Below are 16,665 nucleotides of genomic sequence, written 5' to 3' on the forward strand. Positions count from 1 at the left end.
GGGAGCAGCTGTATATGCAGCGAGCCCGGTCTTCTGCTGAGCGACCGGGCTCGTTGACTGCATGAGGGCCTGGATCTGGTTGCAGCCGGATCCAGGTCCTCGGTCGTTCTAGAGTCTCCTAGAACTTCCGTGAACCATCTAGAGCCAACTAGATGGCTCTAGAGCTTGGACTTCAATCTCTCACGCGTGAGATCTCAAATCAACTTTGTGAGCTTGTCCGCCAACTCTGATCTGTGCGTCTTCAGCAAGCTTCTTCACTCACTGCTCATGCGGCTAGCGGAGTACCGATCTCTGATTACAGCGTTCATCTCAGCGATGCTCGAAGACCGAAGCCACAGCCTTGCGGGTCCGTTCCTGGCTGGACGGCATCAGGTGCGCGTACACGCGGAGCGTCAGGCCCGGGTCCGAGTGGCCGAGGTACTCGGCGAGGGCCTTGATGTTCTCGCCAGCGTCCAGGAGCACTGAGGCGTAGAAGTGCCGGAGGGCGTGCATGCCGTTCTCGCGGGACTCCGCGTAGGACTCGCCTGGCTTCCGCTCAGGGATCACTCCGGCCGAGGCCAGCGCCCGCTTCCACACTTCCTCGTTGAGGGACGTCCGCCAGACATGACCGCCACGCGGGCCGGTGAAGATCAGCCGCTCGGTCACCGGAGGCCCGTCCGCCACCTTCCACGGCAAGGTGATCTCCACCGGCGGGAACCGCTTCATGTGGTCACGGAGGGCATCAGCGACCGGACCGGGCAGCGGCACGTCCCGCAGCTTGCCACCCTTGGGCGGGGCGAACACAGGCTTGCTGCGGCTCAGCTTGAGCTGCTGGACCACGTGGAGCGTGCCCGCCGCGAAGTCGACCGCGTCGACGGCGATCCCAAGGATCTCCCCCTGGCGGAGACCGCAGCCGCCGCCCAGGTCGACCATGGCTTGGTAGCGCTCGGGCATGGCGGCCCGGACGGCGAAGACCCGCTCGGGCGTCCAGGGCACGACGCGCTTGTTGTCGACGGTCGGCGGCCGGACCGACCGGGCAGCACACGGGTTCCGGGGAAGGTGGCCGTCGTCCACCGCCGCACTGAGCGCCGCGCGCACGTTGGAGTAGATCGTCCGGGCGTACGACCCGCGGACGCCGTTCTCCTGTAACTGCCGCACCCAGTCCCGGAGGTGCGCCGGCTGGAAGGAGCCGAGCGGGCGCGAGCCGAGGTAGGGGAAGGCGTGCAGCCGTAGTTGCGACTCCATCGAGGCCTGGGTGTTCGGGTCGGCCCCCTGCGTGGCAACCCAGCGCTCGGCGTATTGCTGGAAGGTGATTCGGGCGGCGCGCGGGTCGATGTACTGCCCGCGCGCCATGTCCGCCTCGATGTGCGCCAGCCACTGATCAGCGAGCCGCTTCTGACGGTCGGGGAAGCTCTTGGCCTTCTCCGTGCCGTCCGGGCCGACGTAGCGAGCGCGGTAGCGGAGACCGGACCCGTAGCGCTCGGTCTTGACCTTGCGCGCCTTCCCGTCCGGGCCGGTCTCAGTCTTGTACCAGCGATCCTGGACGTGCCCGGCCATCAGGCGGCAGCCCCTTCCCGCAGGGACTCGACCCAAGCTTGGACGTCCGCAGGGTCGTAGCGCAGGTGCCGGCCGACACGGAAGCCGCGGGGACCGGTGCGCTTGCGGCGCCACTGGTAGACCGTCTCAACGCTGGGCAGGTCGAACATCGCCACCAGGTCGTCAGGAGTCAGGTACCGCGACGGCAGACCACGCGGCCCGGAAGCTGCTTCCGCGACAGCGAGGCGACGGCTACACATGGGTGGGCTCTCCTTCCGTTCCGGGAGCGGGTTCGAGGGTTTCTGCGAGCCAGGCTTCGGCGTCGGTGAGGCCGGTCCCGGCGTAGACCCAGTGCGCGAGGACGAGGGTCGTTTCCAGGCCGATCCCGTCCGCTGCCAGGGCCTGTGCGCGGCGCCATTCGGCGCGGGCGTCGCGGAGGGCGCCGAGGGTGGTGGAGTAGCGGCGGGACTTGGTGGAGAAGTGGCCGCGGAAGCCGAGCATGTGGGCCCAGGCGCGCAGGCGGAGGTGTTCGAGGTCTTTGCGTGCGCCGAGGGTCCAGGCGGTGCGGATGAGGCAGCGGGCGTGGTCGCTGATGTCGAGCTGGGCGAGTTCGGCGAGGAACCTCAGCGGCCGGTCGAGGGCTCCCGTGGCGGTCTCGGCTCCTTTGGTGGCGTACTTGGCGATGTACGCGGCGACGGCCAGCTCGGTCAGCTCCTGGCCGCCGTCGAAGTCGGCCGAGCGGATGGTGCGCACGTCGATCTGACGGCCGAAGGAGAAGGCGTGGGCCCGTCCGTCGAGGACCGGGCCGTCAACGCGAACGGCGGCAGCGGCCGACCGAACGGCATCGGTCAGCAGCTCGGCGGTGGCCCAGGCAGGTGGCGGGGTGTCGCCGCCCTCGGGGCCGTCGATGCGGATGACGGCGTGGAAGTGGACGGCTCCGCGCTTCTGGTACTCGGCGACCTTGGCGAAGGACACCCGGGCGTGCTCGCGGAAGGCCCGCTGAGTCAGTCCGGCACGCTTGGCGACCTCCCGGCGCAGGTAGGTCGAGAAGCGCCGCCACAGCGGACCGGCATGCGCGTTCCAGAGCACGGCCGCTTCGTAGTCGTAGGTGTCCGGGTCGAGGGCGGCGCCGAGTGCGGAGTCGTCCTGGTCGTGGAGCGTGCCGCAGCGGCAGCGGCGGACCGAACCTGCCGGGCGGCACAGCTGGCCGCCGACCTCGCGCTCCTGACCGCTCACCGCACCGACCTGGTCACCGACCAGTGCGAACGGTCAACCGGCTCCGCGACGTGCTCACCGGCATGTTCCCCGTCCTGGAGCGAGCCTTCGACTACTCGGCCCGCAAGGGCGCACTGGTGCTGCTGACCGGCTACCAGACCCCGGCCGCCCTGCGCCGGCGCGGCCTGGCCCGCCTGACCTCCTGGCTGGCCAATCGAGGGGTTCGCGACGCGGACAGCGTGGCCGCCACGGCCGTGGAAGCCGCCCAGGCCCAGCAGACCGCCCTGCCCGGCGAAGACGCCGCCGCACAGATCGTCGCCGACCTGGCCACGCAGATCCTGGCCCTGGACGACCGACTCAAGCGCCTCGACCGGCAGATCCGCGACGCCTTCCGCACCCACCCACAGGCCGAGATCATCGAGTCCCTGCCCGGCATGGGCCCCATCCTCGGAGCCGAGTTCATCGTCGCCGCGGGCGACATCACCGCCTACACCGACGCCGGCCACCTCGCCTCAGCCGCCGGACTGGTCCCCGTCCCACGCGACTCCGGCCGCCGCACCGGCAACCTGCACCGCCCCAAGCGATACAGCCGCCGCCTGCGCAGAGTCTTCTACCTCTCCGCGCAGACCAGCATCATCCGCGACGGCCCCAACCGGGACTACTACCTCAAGAAACGCGGCGAGGGCTGCAAACACGTCCAAGCCGTCATCGCCCTCGCACGACGCTGCACCAGTGTGTTGTGGGCCCTCCTGCGCGACGACCGGGCCTTCAGCCCCACACCGCCCATCGCGTAGACGGCCTGAGCAAGGCCACAGAGCCGGCAGCGTGGCTGAGGCCGGTGGGGCTGCAGCGAGACACACGCGCACCTGATCGGTCGGCGTGCCCGCCGTCGTGGCTGGCTTTCGTCGGCTGAGGCACAGACGATCTCCGGGACGAGGTGCCGTCCTCACGGGTGGAGGGCGACCGCAGCCTTGACTCGGTCATTGAAACTCCAGCCCAAAGCCGCTCCGCCGACCTAGGCGATCTTCCGGACCGAGCAAGGTCGAGCTAGCATCGTCCTCCATGGAGAACCGGGGCAACGCGAACCGCCAATCGGACACACCGGCGGTCCTTAGAAGAATCCCCAAGGACCGAAAGAACACCGCCCGCGAAACACGTGCCCGGTTCGAGTATCAAGACGAATGCATCGCTCTATTTGTGCTGGATCACATCTCAGGGGATTTAGAGGGGGTGCTCATTGAGCACTCGACTGATGTCATCGTTCTCCCCATCTCCGGAATGCCTGAACTTGTCTCCATCAAACACCGAGAGGCAAATCGATCAGGAGACGCATCCTGGAGCTGGTCGGCGCTAAGGAAAGACAACGTTCTCAAAGATCTGTACGACGCCTGGTGCGCATCCGGACGGTCCTGCACCGTCGCATTCTGGAGTAATAACGGGTTCTCCGGAACCGCCCATGAAATTTGGCGTGTCTGCACAGGGAAGATTGCTCCAACCACAACTCTGATTGCGAAGTTGTCGAGCGTAATCGGGGCAAGCGCATCAGAGAGTCAGATTTTCCTTCGCCACCTGCACCTGCCAGAATTGCCACTCCCTCGCCGTAATGAAATCAGCGATGTCGGGATCCGAAGGATGGCAAAGTATCTGGAATCGAAAGGTCGTAGCGCCCGGTTTGCCGAGTATAGCTACACGGCTCTGATTCGAGCAATAGGCGCGGCAGGCACGCAACTACCGGAGTCCAGAAGTGGTATAGCGAAACCCTTGAGTGCGACAATTCGAGACGACCTGAAAAGTCGCCCTACGATAGAGGGCTACCTGTCTGCGAGCGCACTCCGGAATATCATCCTTTTCGAAGCCGACAGACAAGCAGCGTCAGGACTTAATCGAACCCCAAGCCGATCTTTCCGTGAGGATTCTCTATTCACCGGCAGGTCTCGCGAACTGGCTCGCATTCGCGAGCTCTTGCGTCCTGGTGAAGCTGATGCAGTTGCCCCTGTCGTGATCCACGGATTAGCGGGAATTGGAAAAACTTCGCTCGCATCACAATTTGCAGCCTGTGAGCAAGAAACTTTACGTCCGATTTTTGTGGATGGCAGCAACAAGGCTGGCCTACTCGAATCTCTTGCTGTGGTGTCTGGGGTGCCCACGAGCGTCCCCATGAGCGGAGAATTCGGAATATCAAAGACCGAAATACCGCCGATCATCGAGTCCTCGGCGACACTTCTAATAATCGACGGGGTGACAGACGCAGCAATCATTCGTGGCATAATACCGAGAGAATCGCTCACTCGGATCATAATCACAAGCACCGCCCCCTATATCGACGAGGGATTCCAATACGTCGCGCTAGAAGCCTGGACGCAAGAAGAGTCGAAATCCTTCGTCGCAAAAGCTCTACCTATGAACCTCGCGGATAGTATTGACGAACTTATAGACTATCTTGCCGGCCATCCTCTGGCTCTCAATCAAGCAGTTAATTACTGCAATAGTTCGCATATTTCACTCAGCGAATACATTTCCCGGTTGAGGTCCCAATCACTAGAATTGCTCAGTCGGGGTGAGGTGAGCAAGCATCCGATCAGTGTAGCCAAATCAATCCTCCTCGCCCTGGATGCGGTTGAGGCTACAGACCGGCACGCAGGGAGCCTGATTCGCATCCTTTCCTTCGTCGGCGCCGAACCAATCCCTGTATCACTCTTCACTGAGGAACCCATGCGCCCATGGGTGACAAACGGACGCGAAAAATTACGCCTCAAAAAGTTCCCATGGCAAAAGGGCAAGCTCCCCAAGTGGGGCGGATGCGCGGATGACGAGACCGGCTGGAATTCAAGGATTGCCCTTTGGGGTGATTTGCAGCGTGACGAATCGGTAACCGCACTGTGCAACTATGGCCTAGGACGGGTAGATGGTGGACATCTAGTGGTTCACCCTCTAGTGCAGCTCATCGTGAGGGAGGCGACAAAGGACAAGGTTCCCTGGATCGAGTCGGCAATCGGCCTGCTTGCCGCCATGATGCCTATGGAACACCATAACGCCGAAGTCGTTCCGATGTATCGGTATACGGGCCACGTTAGGTCTGCCGTCCGATACGCATTGGCGGAGAATCTGACTGGCCCGGCTGTAGTTTTTTCGGCAGTCTCTGTTTGTGATGAGCTACTCAACCTCGGAGATGTAGAAGGAGCAGTAACCCTCGCCACCGAAATCCGCGAAGTCTGTAAAAAGCTTATCCCTCTTGGATTCGTCACCCCTCCTGCCTTCTTCAAGATATCTCAGACTCTCGCAAATGCACTCGCGTATAAGGGTGCCCGAGAAGAAGCTCTGAACGTGGCAATGGAAAATATCTCCATCGTCCTGCATCACTATCCAGATGATCTCACGTCCAAGATGCGTGCGTATGCGGACCTTGGGCGAGTAGCCTGTCGGCTGCATGATGCCAGCCTTGCAGAGATGGCACTCAATCGACTCCCCGATCCAACTTCAGAGGACCCACAGACTGCAGAGGTCCAAACATGGACCCGGCTAATGACGGCTCACATCAAATTCCGAATCCTCCTCCTCCTAAACAAGGAAGAGGAGGCTTCTCAGATCAACCTCTGGTCCCTCGAAAAGATCTCTGAATGGGGCATCAGTGGAGACCCTAATTCGATCTCTGCCGCCATCTACGGTGACGCTGCTGCCCTTGCACTCCATCGCAATGATGCACCGGACCGAATTCTCCATCAGAAGGCGGTGGTAGAGCAACTGGCAAACAGCCTAAGCCACAGTGTTATCTACGCGGAAAACGTCCTCGAACTAGCTGACGCTTACCTGGATGAAGGGAACGTCCCGGAGGCGATTCCTCTGCTAGAAGAAGCGGAACTGTTTCTGAGCACGATACCTGAGGGCAGCAACCTCCTGAAATCGAAGTACCTCTCATGCCGCGGGAGAATGCGTCTTCTCTCGTGCCAGCCAGGCGATAATGGCCTCTACCAGGCAAGACAGGACATGGTCCATGCTCTTGAGTTAATGGAGGGTATGCCTAATGCTGCTCCGTTACCTGCAACTCTCTTGCACCTGGCTCGCACCTATTCCCTGATGGGGGATGAGAAGCAAGCTCTTGAAATTGCGAACAGGGCCCTTCAGCTAGACCTCGAAAGATACGGCCCCGATCATAGCGAAACCCGCATTGATAAACAGGTAATCTCCATCATTCCCTATGAAGCCATGGTAGCGCGGAGATTTATGCGCATGAACCGGAAAGCTTAGCTACCCTTTCGCGAATATTCCGCTCTGAACAGTAATTCGCACAAGCTAGTCGGATTGGCTATGAGGCATGTTCCGACCTGGCCGACGCCCGCTATACAGTCGGCGAGACCGGAGGGAGCCCGTGCCGGATTGTGCGGAGAGCCACGGGCAACACCGGGGAACCCAGCAACAGCCCTCACCATTGGTCGCCGCCTCTGCCCAAGGTCAGCCCGTCAGTGACCCTCGGATCACCTGAGCTTCCCAAGGTGATGGGGTATGCGAGAACGGCTCAACGCCAACCGGCGGTAAAATAGTTGCCCGCTTCGAGCATCCGTCCCCGTGCCTGGGCGCCACACCGATTGACGGCTACCCCAACGGCACAGACCCCAACGAGCGCTCGGCATTGTCAATCAGTTCCTTATAGGTGAGCACCTCTACTCGGTTGACGTGAGTGTTGAGGGTGCGAAGCGCCTCGTTGATCGATTGCTCCGGTACCGACGGTTGGACTGACGGGTGTCCGATCAGCACCACTGCGCTCGCTCGGCGGGTTTCTACGCCCAGCTCCTTGCGGATCCGGTGGCGGTTCTCGTCCAGGTTCACCAGGTAGTTCACAGCTTGACCGACTGCATTATGCACCTCGGCGGTAGGCACCCATGACCCTCGGTACTTCTTCACCAGATTGCCGGCGAGGCTTGCGGCACGCTTCAGCTCAACCACATGGAGTGCACCGTCACCGCGGATGAGAGGTATGTCGACCTCGTCACCCGGCACCAGTCTGCGGTGGGCGGCCTCTCCCACGAACCGCCCTCCGAAGATCCAGTGCTGCCCCTCCAGAGCGCGTTGCAGTTCGAGTTCCGAAGCAGTGGGGTCCTCGACCACCTTGCGCAAGGCCGCCAGGCCGGTCGACCGCCGATGCAACTCAGCCGCCCTGAGAAGCATCTGCCCTTCCGTATCAGCCGCAAGTAGGCCTATGGCGTCCGGTGAGCTGACGATTCGGTGGGCGACTTCGGCCGCATCCTCAACGTCCACACGTTCTTGGAGAACGCGCTCCAGCCACACGGCTCTCTCCGCCCGCCCACGAAGAAGGCGGTAACGCCCAGGTCGGTCCTCCGGTGCATCGAGGAACCGCGCGTCCTCGCTGAGTGTGCCGAAGTATGCGATCAGGTCGTCCACACTCGCCTCGGGGTGCTCGTCCTTGTACTCACGGCCAGCCTCAGCGATGTACCTGTAATTGATCGAGAGGATGTTCCCGACGTGCTTCCGTAGCCTCTCGCTGCGCACACCGTCCTGAAAGAGGCGGTAACGCTCATCGAAATCAGGCTGCAGGATCCGCCCTTCGGCATAATCCAGCGAGTCCTGCACGAGTCGTACGACTGGCCATTCACCGGCATCCGCCGCCCGTTGGCGAGCCGTTTCCAGGAGTTGGATGAGTACCTGCCCGCCTCTGCGATGGCCCCCTTTCCCACTCCTCATGTGTTTGAGAGCAGCGGCGAGGGCGGCCTTCACCTCCGGATGACCTGCTTCCTCAAGGACCTTCTCCACCTGAAGTTCCAACGAAAAGTCTGACCTGACACTCATACGGTGATTGTGGTTGAAGGGTCTGACAGTGGGTGCTCGTGACCTCGTCCGGCTTCGAGACGCCATGTGAAGTCGATGGGGCGAAGGGACCACGCCGTGCCTGCGAGCCATGGTCGAAGCAGACGCTAGGCCGCACCACAAGCGCACCAGATCGAGCGGGGAGCAGCGGGGAACTACGGTGAAAGCAGCCGAGCGCGACGCGACTCCATCCCAACCATTCGTGCAGGTCAGCGCCAAAACCAGCCGCAAATGATCGCAGCTTCCCAAGGTGATGTCTCTAGCATGGCGCGACAGCCACCCTCACCGGTTCCGACGTTTTGCCCTGGCGGACAGGCTCTGGCACCACTATGCGTCTCGTGCAACTAGAACAAGCTGTAGCGGCAACGAGCGCCCTAACCACCCTCATCACCGTGCCGGTCACACTGCTCGCTGCCCACTGGAACAGACGCAGCGCGGACAGGGCCGCTGATGCCACGATGGTGGCAGGCATTGATCAATCTCAGGCCGCAGTGGCGGCTGCCCAACTCCAGGAACGCGCCGTACGCGAGCAGTCGCTAGAGAGTGCACGTCGCTCGGCTTATGCCGGGTTTCTGAGCGCAGTAGACCTTTTCGTTCGGATCGTCACCGAGCTACCGGATATTCCTCGCGCTTCCCGGCGGGAGCTGCTCGATCAGAAGGCGACCGCAGTGGTGCAGGCACGGGCTGGAGTTGCACTTCTGGGGCCTGCGCCAGTCCTCGGGCAGGCGGAGAAGGTGGCCAAGCAGTGCGCCCAGTTAGAAAAGTTGGCACTCCGCAGAGCTGTGCTGAGATCGGCGATCAGTGCTCTGGAGAGCGCTTGGTGCCCTCGTAACGCCGAGTGGTGTCAGGACCCACACCACAACTCAGCGCACGTGGCCTGGGAACTCTTATGTGAGTGGGGGCGTCTGGAGGATGAGGAGCGGTGGGAGAAGCTCGACCTCTTGGAGTTCACCTTGCAGGAGAGTCAAGCTTTGGATGCGGAGCAGGTCAAGCACGTACTTGAAGTGGCCAACAATGTTGCGTCCTGGGACGAGATGATCGGTGGCTTCGTGCGAGACCCACTACTGGAGCGTTTTCAGGCAGTTCGCGATGAATTCGCCGACATCGCGTACGGCTCCCTCGGCCTTGTGGCATAGATGCACAACCGATTCCTGCACGACGTGGCGCTTTACGCGGCCTGAGCACTCTATGGCTGAACACTAGGCACGAGTCTGGGCCGTCTCTGGGCCGTCCGAGGCCGCTCGACAGTGGCCAATGACGACCAACGACGACCACCAGGTGCACGTTCCCACCGCCCCGACCAGCTAAAACCCAGCTCCCCAAGATCCCCGGCAACACCCAGGGCAAGAAGAAGTAAGCCGTACTGATCAAGCCCCCTGCCTGCGGGTTGCCCGCTGGTAGGGGGTTTTTCGGAACTTACGGGACGTCAGTGTTGGTCGTTTCCGGCTCAGGTCACGGACCGCGGGCTCGGTTCCAGCGGCTGGCAGGGGCTGACCCTGCTGTACCGCGACCGGCCCGAAACGGGCAAGTGAGCCGGTGTCGGCTGCCGGCCGGTGCCGGAGCGGCTCACGGCAATTCGGTGGCGGAACGCTTCGCCGGCCGTCCACCATGCCCCCATGGTTGCGGACGAGCACGCCAGGGGCAGCGGCACGACCCGGTGGACCCAGTCGACCGTCTACCCCGACATGTGGGTCGACCCCGACGACGACCCTCGTGAGACCGACGCCGAGCCCGTCGGTGAACACGCACTCCTGCTCGACTACCTGCGTACCTACCGCCTCACCCTGGAGATGAAGTGCGCGGGCCTGGACGCGGAGCAGATGGCCCGGCGGTCCGTTCCGCCGTCCACGATGTCCCTGCTGGGGCTGGTGCGGCACCTGACCGAGGAGGAACGGCACTTCCGCCGCGTCATGGCCGGCGAGGACGCGCCGAAGCTGTACCGCACCGACGAGGACCGCGACGGCGACTTCAACGGCGCGCTGCCCGATCAGGCGGTCGTGGACGAGGCCTGGCACCGGTGGCGGACGGAGACGGAGCGCACCGACCGCTACCTGGCCGGCGTCACCGACCTCACCACCACCAACGCCGGTCACTCCGACCTCGGCCCCGAGCCCGGCGGCCGGCTCCAGCTGCGCGACGTCCTGCTGGCGCAGATCGCCGAGTACGCGCGCCACTGCGGCCACGCCGACCTCCTGCGCGAGCGGATCGACGGCCGGGTCGGGCAGTAGGGGGGCGGGCCGCCGCTGCACTGTAAGGAAGCCCAGACCCCGCCCAGCCCAGACCCCGCCCAGCCCAGACCCCGCCCAGCGCAGACACCACCGAGCCCAGACCCCGCCCCGGCCGGCCCCCTCCCAGCTCGGCCCCCTCCCAGCTCGGCCCCCGCCCCGCCCGGGACACACCCCTCAAGACACCGTCAGCGGCACCGGATGGATCTCGTCCGCCTTGTGCCCCGCCCGCTCGTGCACCCGCTGGACCGCTTCCGCCGAGGGTGCCTCCGAGAGGCAGTAGACGAGGCCGGACTCCGGGTCCGCCCAGGCCTGCTCGAAGGTGACCTGTTCCTCGTCCTGGATGGCGAGGTCCGCGTCATGGGCCTCGCGCAGCTGCTCCTCCGTGATGCCCTTCATGCTGTGGTGGACGTCCATGAACTTGGCCATGGCCCTGCCTCCTTGCCGTACGACGCGCCTGGCGCCACTGCGCCCCCGCACTTCCCATGCTCCGCCCGCACGGTCCCGCGGGCGACCCCAGCGCCGCGGGGCCCCGGCGCACCGCCGGGGCCCCGCTGGTCGTACGAGTCGACGTGCCGGCGTCAGCCGCACTGGCAGGGGCTGCCCGACTGGCACCCGCAGCCGCAGCCGGAGCCGCAGCCGCACGCGGCGATCAGGGGCAGGTTCCTGAGCTCGGCGGGCTGCTCGGTCTCGCGCTGCTGCGTGGGGTCGGGCGCGGTGCTGGGGGATTCGGCCATGGGTCCCTCCTCGAGGCTGGTGCCTGTGCCCATTGGACGCCCGGTCCGCTGGGCGCATCAACGGCGCACGGAGGCGCCCACGCGCCCTGGCCGAACCCCACCCGGCCGTTTCACGCCCTGGCGGGGCTGGGGGTCAGGCCCCCTCCGCCCCCGGGACCGCCTGGATCTCGGGCTGCACGTCCTGCTGGAGCTCGTCCGCGTGCTCGCCCGTCACCAGGTACACCACCCGCTTGGCGACCGACACCGCGTGGTCGGCGAACCGCTCGTAGTAGCGGCCCAGCAGCGTGACGTCCACGGCGGTCTCGATGCCGTGCTTCCACCGGTCGTCCATCAGGTGCTGGAAGAGCGTGCGGTGCAGCAGGTCCATCGCGTCGTCGTCCTGCTCCAGCTGCAGCGCCAGGTCGACGTCCTTGGTGATGATCACCTCGGCGGCCTTCGCCATCAGCCGCTGCGCGAGCTGGCCCATCTCCAGGATCGTGGCGTGCAGGTCGCTCGGGACCGCCCGGTCCGGGTAGCGCAGGCGCGCGAGCTTCGCCACGTGCTGGGCGAGGTCGCCGGAGCGCTCCAGGTCGGCCGACATGCGCAGCGACGTCACGACGATGCGCAGGTCCGTCGCCACCGGCTGCTGCCGTGCCAGCAGGGCTATCGCCCGGGCCTCCAGCTCGTGCTGGAGCTCGTCGACCTTCTGGTCGGCCTCGATCACGTTCTCGGCCAGCTTCAGGTCGGAGTCGAGCATGGCGGTCGTGGCGCGCCCGATCGCCGACCCGACCAGCCGGGCCATCTCCACCAGACCGTCGCCGATCGAGTCCAGTTCCTCGTGGTACGCGTCCCGCATCAGGGTTCCCTCTCGTGCGTTCAGGTCGGGGGTTCAAGGGCCGGGCCCCCACCGACAACCGGCGGTACGACCGTCTTATTACCAACGGTCCGCACCCCACGCTCCCACGTTCCGGCCCGCACGCGTCCGTTTCCGGCATCCCAAATGAACCGGTACTGGCTCCAAGGTGAACTCTGGGCGACGAGTGTTCGAGCTCGCAGCCCGACGGCTGTGGAGCGCGCCCGACCCATGCCTAACCTGGGTGCATGGACGTGAACGCGGCGGTCGCCGCAGTGGCAGCGATCGCCGGGGTGCTCACCGGCGTCATCGCCATGCTGGCGTTCCGCTGGAGTGAGCGCGAGCAGAAGCGCCCGACCCGCAGCTCCCTGCACACGGACGCGGTGCTCCCGCCGGGCGTGGACACCGTCCTGTCGGTGCTCAGGTCCTCCGCCGTGGTCCTCGACGAGGCGGACGGCGTGGTCAAGGCCAGCTCGGCGGCGTACGCCCTCGGCCTGGTCCGCGGCGGCAAGCTCGCCGTCGAGCCGATGCTGCAGATGGCCCGGGACACCCGGCGCGACGGTGAGATACGCCAGGTGGAGCTGGACCTGCCCCGGCGCGGCACCGGACGCGGAGAGGCCCTGGCCGTCTCCGCGCGGGTCGCGCCGCTGGGCTCGCGGCTGGTGCTGCTGCTCGTGGAGGACCTGACCGAGGCCCGGCGCATCGAGGCGGTCCGGCGCGACTTCGTCGCCAACGTGAGCCACGAGCTGAAGACACCCGTCGGCGCGCTCTCGCTGCTCTCCGAGGCCGTCATGGACGCCTCCGACGACCCCGAGGCCGTGCAGCGGTTCGCCGGGCGCATGCAGATCGAGGCGACCCGGCTGACCAACCTGGTGCAGGAACTCATCGACCTGTCGCGGGTGCAGAACGACGACCCGCTGGAGGACGCCGAGCCGGTCCGGGTCGACGAGCTCGTCGCCGAGGCCATCGACCGCTGCCGGCACCAGGCCGGCACCAAGCAGATCACCATGGCCGCGGGCGGCACCGCCGACCTGCACGTGTGGGGAAACCGCGGTCAGCTCGCCGCCGCCCTCGGCAACCTCGTCGAGAACGCGGTCAACTACTCGCCCGCCCGCACCCGCGTCGGCATAGCGGCCCGCAGGGTGAACGCGGCCGGCGGGGAACACATCGAGATCGCCGTGACCGACCAGGGCATCGGCATCTCGGACAAGGACAAGGAGCGCATCTTCGAGCGCTTCTACCGCGTCGACCCGGCCCGCTCCCGTGCCACGGGTGGTACGGGTCTCGGCCTGGCGATCGTGAAGCACGTGGCCGCCTCGCACGGCGGGGAGGTCACCGTGTGGAGCGCCGAAGGCCAGGGCTCCACCTTCACCCTGCGGCTGCCGGAGGCCGCCGCGGCCCGCGACCGCGCCCATCAGCAGCCCGCCCGAGAACGCGCAGGAGGCGCTGGCCTCGACGAGGAGGCCGGGCGGTCCACCCCCACATCCCCCGATTCCACCGCGTACGAAACGCTTCCCGCCCCGGAGGTCCTTCCGTGACCCGTGTGCTCGTCGTCGAGGACGAGGAGTCCTTCTCCGACGCCCTGTCGTACATGCTCCGCAAGGAGGGCTTCGAGGTCGCCGTCGCGACCACCGGGCCCGACGGACTCGACGAGTTCGAGCGCAACGGCGCCGACCTCGTCCTGCTCGACCTGATGCTGCCCGGCCTGCCGGGCACCGAGGTCTGCCGCCAGCTGCGCGGCCGCTCCAACGTCCCCGTCATCATGGTGACCGCCAAGGACAGCGAGATCGACAAGGTCGTCGGGCTGGAGATAGGAGCCGACGACTACGTCACCAAGCCGTTCTCCTCGCGCGAGCTGGTCGCCCGTATCCGGGCCGTGCTGCGCCGCCGGGGCGAGCCGGAGGAGGTCACCCCGGCCGCGCTGGAGGCCGGTCCGGTCCGCATGGACGTCGACCGGCACGTGGTCACCGTCGGCGGCACCAAGATCGACCTGCCGCTGAAGGAGTTCGACCTGCTGGAGATGCTGCTGCGCAACGCCGGCCGTGTGCTGACGCGCATGCAGCTCATCGACCGGGTGTGGGGCGCCGACTACGTCGGTGACACCAAGACCCTCGACGTCCACGTCAAGCGCCTGCGCGCCAAGATCGAGCCGGACCCGGGCGCCCCGCGCTACCTGGTGACGGTCCGCGGCCTGGGCTACAAGTTCGAGCCGTAGGCCGGCGCGGAGCGCGGCGAAGGGCGGGACCTCTCCCGGAGAGGTCCCGCCCTTCGCGGTGTCGGTGCTCCGGGCCTCAGTGCCCGGCGCCGGCCGTCGCGCTCGCGGAGGCGGCGTCGGTCGGCGTGGCCGGCGACTCCTCGCCGCCCGGCGTCTCGCCCGCGGCGGGGCTCTCGCTGCCGGCCGGCGAACCCGAGGGGCTGCCCGACGGCGAGCCGGACGGGGACGCCGAGGCGCCCGGCGCGGCCGGGACCTCGGTCGGGCCCCACTCCTTGAAGTAGTGCTCGGCCGGGACGACGAACGCGCGCAGGCTCACGTCACCGGTCTTGCTGAAGGTGAAGGTGACCTTCTGGGCGTTGCCGTCCCGCACGGCCTCGCGGCTGCTCGGCAGCATCGCCGTGGCGTTGTCCTTGCCGCCCAGGATCAGCGAGCCGCCGGCCGGGATGGTGAGACTGCCGCCCTTGGCCGGCTTGAGCTCGGCGGTCTTGCCGGTGCCGGGCAGGGTGATGGACTCCAGCGTCTGGTCGGTGCGGCCCTCGTTGAAGAAGGTGGCGGCGATCGCGGCCGGGCCGGTCGACTCGAGGTCGGGCTGCGTGATCACGATCGCGTTCTGGATCTTGATGTCCCCGACGCTCGTGGCCGCGTTGTCCGGCTTGATCTCCAGCGTCTGGGCGTTGTGGCCGGCTCCGCACGCGGCGAGCGAGGCGACCGAGAACGCGATGGCGGCAGCGGCGAGGACGCCGCGTCGAAGGCTGCTGCTCACGGCGGCGGCAACTCCTTGACTCGAACGGAGCGGCCGATAAAGCCGCCCTAAGTGTCTGTCAGCGGGCTTTAGGTTACCGAGCCGTTCCGCCACGGCCGCATCCGACCCCCCGGCACCTCTCAGCCCACCTGCGTCTCCGCGGGCACACGTGTCACCGATGACTCGTGCGTCACATTGCCCGGGCGCGCGTCCGGCATTCGCATAAGGGCCCCGGGCGGCAGCGGCAAAACCTCCGTGAAGGAATGCGCGCACCACCAGGAAAATCGATCACCCGCGGCTCCTCCCGAGGTCGCGTGATCAATTCCGGATTCGACCGGAAGCGGGCTCGGGCCGCCGAACGGAGTAGCGGAAGTCGATCACATGGAACCGGACATTTCGGGATGTTCGGGCACTCGGAGGGGGCTCCGGATGCGTGTACCGTACGCGTTTCGCTCGGCCCGGAGAGCCGCTCCCACCTGCGAATACCTTCTTCCACTCCCTGTCCGAAGCACGTTCCTGTCGGAGTTGTCAAGCCCCGAGATATGCCCTGACCTGCGAAAACGCCATTCAGAAGACGCCGTATCCGTGTTACCCTGGATAGCCACGGAAGGGGTACCTGTCACATGACGTTCAAGGTTGGCGACACCGTGGTCTATCCCCATCACGGGGCCGCGCTGATCGAGGCCATCGAAACTCGCCAGATCAAAGGCGTGGACAAGACCTACTTGGTGCTGAAGGTCGCCCAGGGCGACCTGACGGTACGTGTGCCAGCGGACAATGCGGAGTTCGTCGGCGTGCGTGATGTGGTCGGTCAGGACGGGCTGGACCGGGTCTTCGAGGTGCTGCGCGCGCCGTACGCCGAGGAGCCCACGAACTGGTCCCGTCGTTACAAGGCAAACCTGGAGAAGCTCGCCTCCGGCGATGTCATCAAGGTCGCGGAAGTCGTGCGTGACCTGTGGCGTCGTGAGCGCGAGCGCGGACTCTCCGCCGGTGAGAAGCGCATGCTCGCCAAGGCCCGCCAGATTCTGGTGAGCGAGCTGGCGCTCGCGGAGAACACCAACGAGGACAAGGCCGAGGCTCTGCTCGACGAGGTTCTCGCCTCCTGATGAGGTGAGTCGCTCAGCACGCTGCTGATCAACTCCGCACATCGAAATGCCGCGGTGCCCGATGACGACTTCCCCGTCGCCGGGCGCTGCGGCATGTTCGTACTCCCAAGCCGATGCGCTGTCCCCCCGGGATGTGTTATCACTCACGCCCCGGTGTTCGGCGTGCCGGGCCCGGGCAGCCGGCTCGGCCAGCGTCACGGAAGGGTCCGGTCGAGCGCGTCGCGCCCGGCACTCCTCCAGGCCATACCCACGCCGTGC

The 16,665-nt window shown here is 65.7% G+C and carries 13 protein-coding genes and 2 pseudogenes; 7 read left to right on the forward strand and 8 right to left on the reverse strand.

Going from position 1 to position 16,665, the window contains the following annotated elements; all coding sequences use genetic code 11:
- Positions 1-309 precede the first annotated feature (309 nt).
- From AC07DA_RS00455 to AC07DA_RS00465, 3 genes and pseudogenes are all read right to left on the reverse strand, one after another.
- Entirely contained in the window at positions 310-1,536 is a 1,227-nt protein-coding gene (locus AC07DA_RS00455; protein WP_479123184.1) for a tyrosine-type recombinase/integrase, read from the reverse strand.
- On the reverse strand, positions 1,536-1,775 hold the full coding sequence (locus AC07DA_RS00460) for a helix-turn-helix transcriptional regulator (RefSeq protein ID WP_479123186.1): 240 nt from the start codon (positions 1,773-1,775) through the stop codon (positions 1,536-1,538). Before AC07DA_RS00460 ends, AC07DA_RS00455 begins: the two co-directional genes overlap by 1 nt.
- Positions 1,768-2,709, reverse strand: a pseudogene (locus AC07DA_RS00465) (replication initiator); the annotation flags it as partial. The pseudogene AC07DA_RS00465 and the gene AC07DA_RS00460, both read right to left, overlap by 8 nt.
- 3 nt (positions 2,710-2,712) lie before the next feature.
- Between AC07DA_RS00465 and AC07DA_RS00470 the strand changes: the two are divergent.
- A pseudogene (locus tag AC07DA_RS00470) lies at positions 2,713-3,524 on the forward strand (IS110 family RNA-guided transposase); the annotation flags it as partial.
- A 1,291-nt stretch (positions 3,525-4,815) separates the two neighbouring features.
- On the forward strand, positions 4,816-6,975 hold the full coding sequence (locus AC07DA_RS00475; protein WP_479123187.1) for a tetratricopeptide repeat protein: 2,160 nt from the start codon (positions 4,816-4,818) through the stop codon (positions 6,973-6,975).
- A 345-nt stretch (positions 6,976-7,320) separates the two neighbouring features.
- Here the strand turns inward: AC07DA_RS00475 and AC07DA_RS00480 are convergent, their stop codons facing one another.
- A complete protein-coding gene (locus AC07DA_RS00480; protein WP_479123189.1) occupies positions 7,321-8,532 on the reverse strand; it encodes a Shedu anti-phage system protein SduA domain-containing protein in 1,212 nt (403 codons plus the stop codon).
- Between the two features lie 410 nt (positions 8,533-8,942).
- On the opposite strand from AC07DA_RS00480, the gene AC07DA_RS00485 reads away from it, so the two are divergent.
- Positions 8,943-9,686 (forward strand): hypothetical protein, encoded by a 744-nt coding sequence (locus AC07DA_RS00485; protein WP_479123190.1) that lies wholly within the window; start codon positions 8,943-8,945, stop codon positions 9,684-9,686.
- A gap of 480 nt (positions 9,687-10,166) precedes the next feature.
- A complete protein-coding gene (locus AC07DA_RS00490) occupies positions 10,167-10,778 on the forward strand; it encodes a DinB family protein (protein WP_479123191.1) in 612 nt (203 codons plus the stop codon).
- Between the two features lie 174 nt (positions 10,779-10,952).
- Here AC07DA_RS00490 and AC07DA_RS00495 read toward each other — a convergent pair whose 3' ends face one another.
- The 3 genes from AC07DA_RS00495 to phoU all read right to left on the reverse strand — a co-directional run bounded on the left by AC07DA_RS00495 (position 10,953) and on the right by phoU (position 12,347).
- Positions 10,953-11,204 carry an SCO4226 family nickel-binding protein gene (locus AC07DA_RS00495; protein WP_479123192.1) on the reverse strand — a complete coding sequence of 84 codons (252 nt, stop codon included), beginning with the start codon at positions 11,202-11,204 and terminating at the stop codon, positions 10,953-10,955.
- A gap of 152 nt (positions 11,205-11,356) precedes the next feature.
- The gene (locus AC07DA_RS00500; RefSeq protein ID WP_309097406.1) at positions 11,357-11,512 is read right to left on the reverse strand and encodes a hypothetical protein; all 156 of its coding nucleotides are present in this window, start codon (positions 11,510-11,512) and stop codon (positions 11,357-11,359) included.
- Positions 11,513-11,645: 133 nt separating this feature from the next.
- Positions 11,646-12,347 carry a phosphate signaling complex protein PhoU gene (phoU, locus tag AC07DA_RS00505; RefSeq protein WP_479123193.1) on the reverse strand — a complete coding sequence of 234 codons (702 nt, stop codon included), beginning with the start codon at positions 12,345-12,347 and terminating at the stop codon, positions 11,646-11,648.
- A 245-nt stretch (positions 12,348-12,592) separates the two neighbouring features.
- On the opposite strand from phoU, the gene phoR reads away from it, so the two are divergent.
- A complete protein-coding gene (gene phoR, locus AC07DA_RS00510; protein WP_479123194.1) occupies positions 12,593-13,882 on the forward strand; it encodes a two-component system sensor histidine kinase PhoR in 1,290 nt (429 codons plus the stop codon).
- Positions 13,883-13,887: 5 nt separating this feature from the next.
- Positions 13,888-14,559, forward strand: a complete 672-nt coding sequence (gene phoP / locus AC07DA_RS00515) for a two-component system response regulator PhoP (protein WP_020271862.1) — start codon at positions 13,888-13,890, stop codon at positions 14,557-14,559.
- Between the two features lie 76 nt (positions 14,560-14,635).
- Here the strand turns inward: phoP and AC07DA_RS00520 are convergent, their stop codons facing one another.
- The gene (locus tag AC07DA_RS00520; protein ID WP_479123195.1) at positions 14,636-15,322 is read right to left on the reverse strand and encodes a copper chaperone PCu(A)C domain-containing protein; all 687 of its coding nucleotides are present in this window, start codon (positions 15,320-15,322) and stop codon (positions 14,636-14,638) included.
- 602 nt (positions 15,323-15,924) lie between these two features.
- Here AC07DA_RS00520 and AC07DA_RS00525 point away from each other — a divergent pair.
- A complete protein-coding gene (locus AC07DA_RS00525) occupies positions 15,925-16,407 on the forward strand; it encodes a CarD family transcriptional regulator (RefSeq protein WP_003953493.1) in 483 nt (160 codons plus the stop codon).
- The last annotated feature ends 258 nt before the right edge of the window (positions 16,408-16,665 follow it).

The organism is Streptomyces sp. NPDC044921 (assembly GCF_056432865.1).

Excerpts from the sequence above, each read along its gene's own strand:
- AC07DA_RS00455 (WP_479123184.1), bottom strand. The coding sequence starts at position 1,536 with ATGGCCGGGCACGTCCAGGATCGCTGGTACAAGACTGAGACCGGCCCG.
- AC07DA_RS00460 (WP_479123186.1), bottom strand. The coding sequence starts at position 1,775 with ATGTGTAGCCGTCGCCTCGCTGTCGCGGAAGCAGCTTCCGGGCCGCGT.
- AC07DA_RS00480 (WP_479123189.1), bottom strand. The coding sequence starts at position 8,532 with ATGAGTGTCAGGTCAGACTTTTCGTTGGAACTTCAGGTGGAGAAGGTC.
- AC07DA_RS00490 (WP_479123191.1), top strand. The coding sequence starts at position 10,167 with ATGGTTGCGGACGAGCACGCCAGGGGCAGCGGCACGACCCGGTGGACC.
- AC07DA_RS00495 (WP_479123192.1), bottom strand. The coding sequence starts at position 11,204 with ATGGCCAAGTTCATGGACGTCCACCACAGCATGAAGGGCATCACGGAG.
- AC07DA_RS00500 (WP_309097406.1), bottom strand. The coding sequence starts at position 11,512 with ATGGCCGAATCCCCCAGCACCGCGCCCGACCCCACGCAGCAGCGCGAG.
- phoU (WP_479123193.1), bottom strand. The coding sequence starts at position 12,347 with ATGCGGGACGCGTACCACGAGGAACTGGACTCGATCGGCGACGGTCTG.
- phoR (WP_479123194.1), top strand. The coding sequence starts at position 12,593 with ATGGACGTGAACGCGGCGGTCGCCGCAGTGGCAGCGATCGCCGGGGTG.
- AC07DA_RS00525 (WP_003953493.1), top strand. The coding sequence starts at position 15,925 with ATGACGTTCAAGGTTGGCGACACCGTGGTCTATCCCCATCACGGGGCC.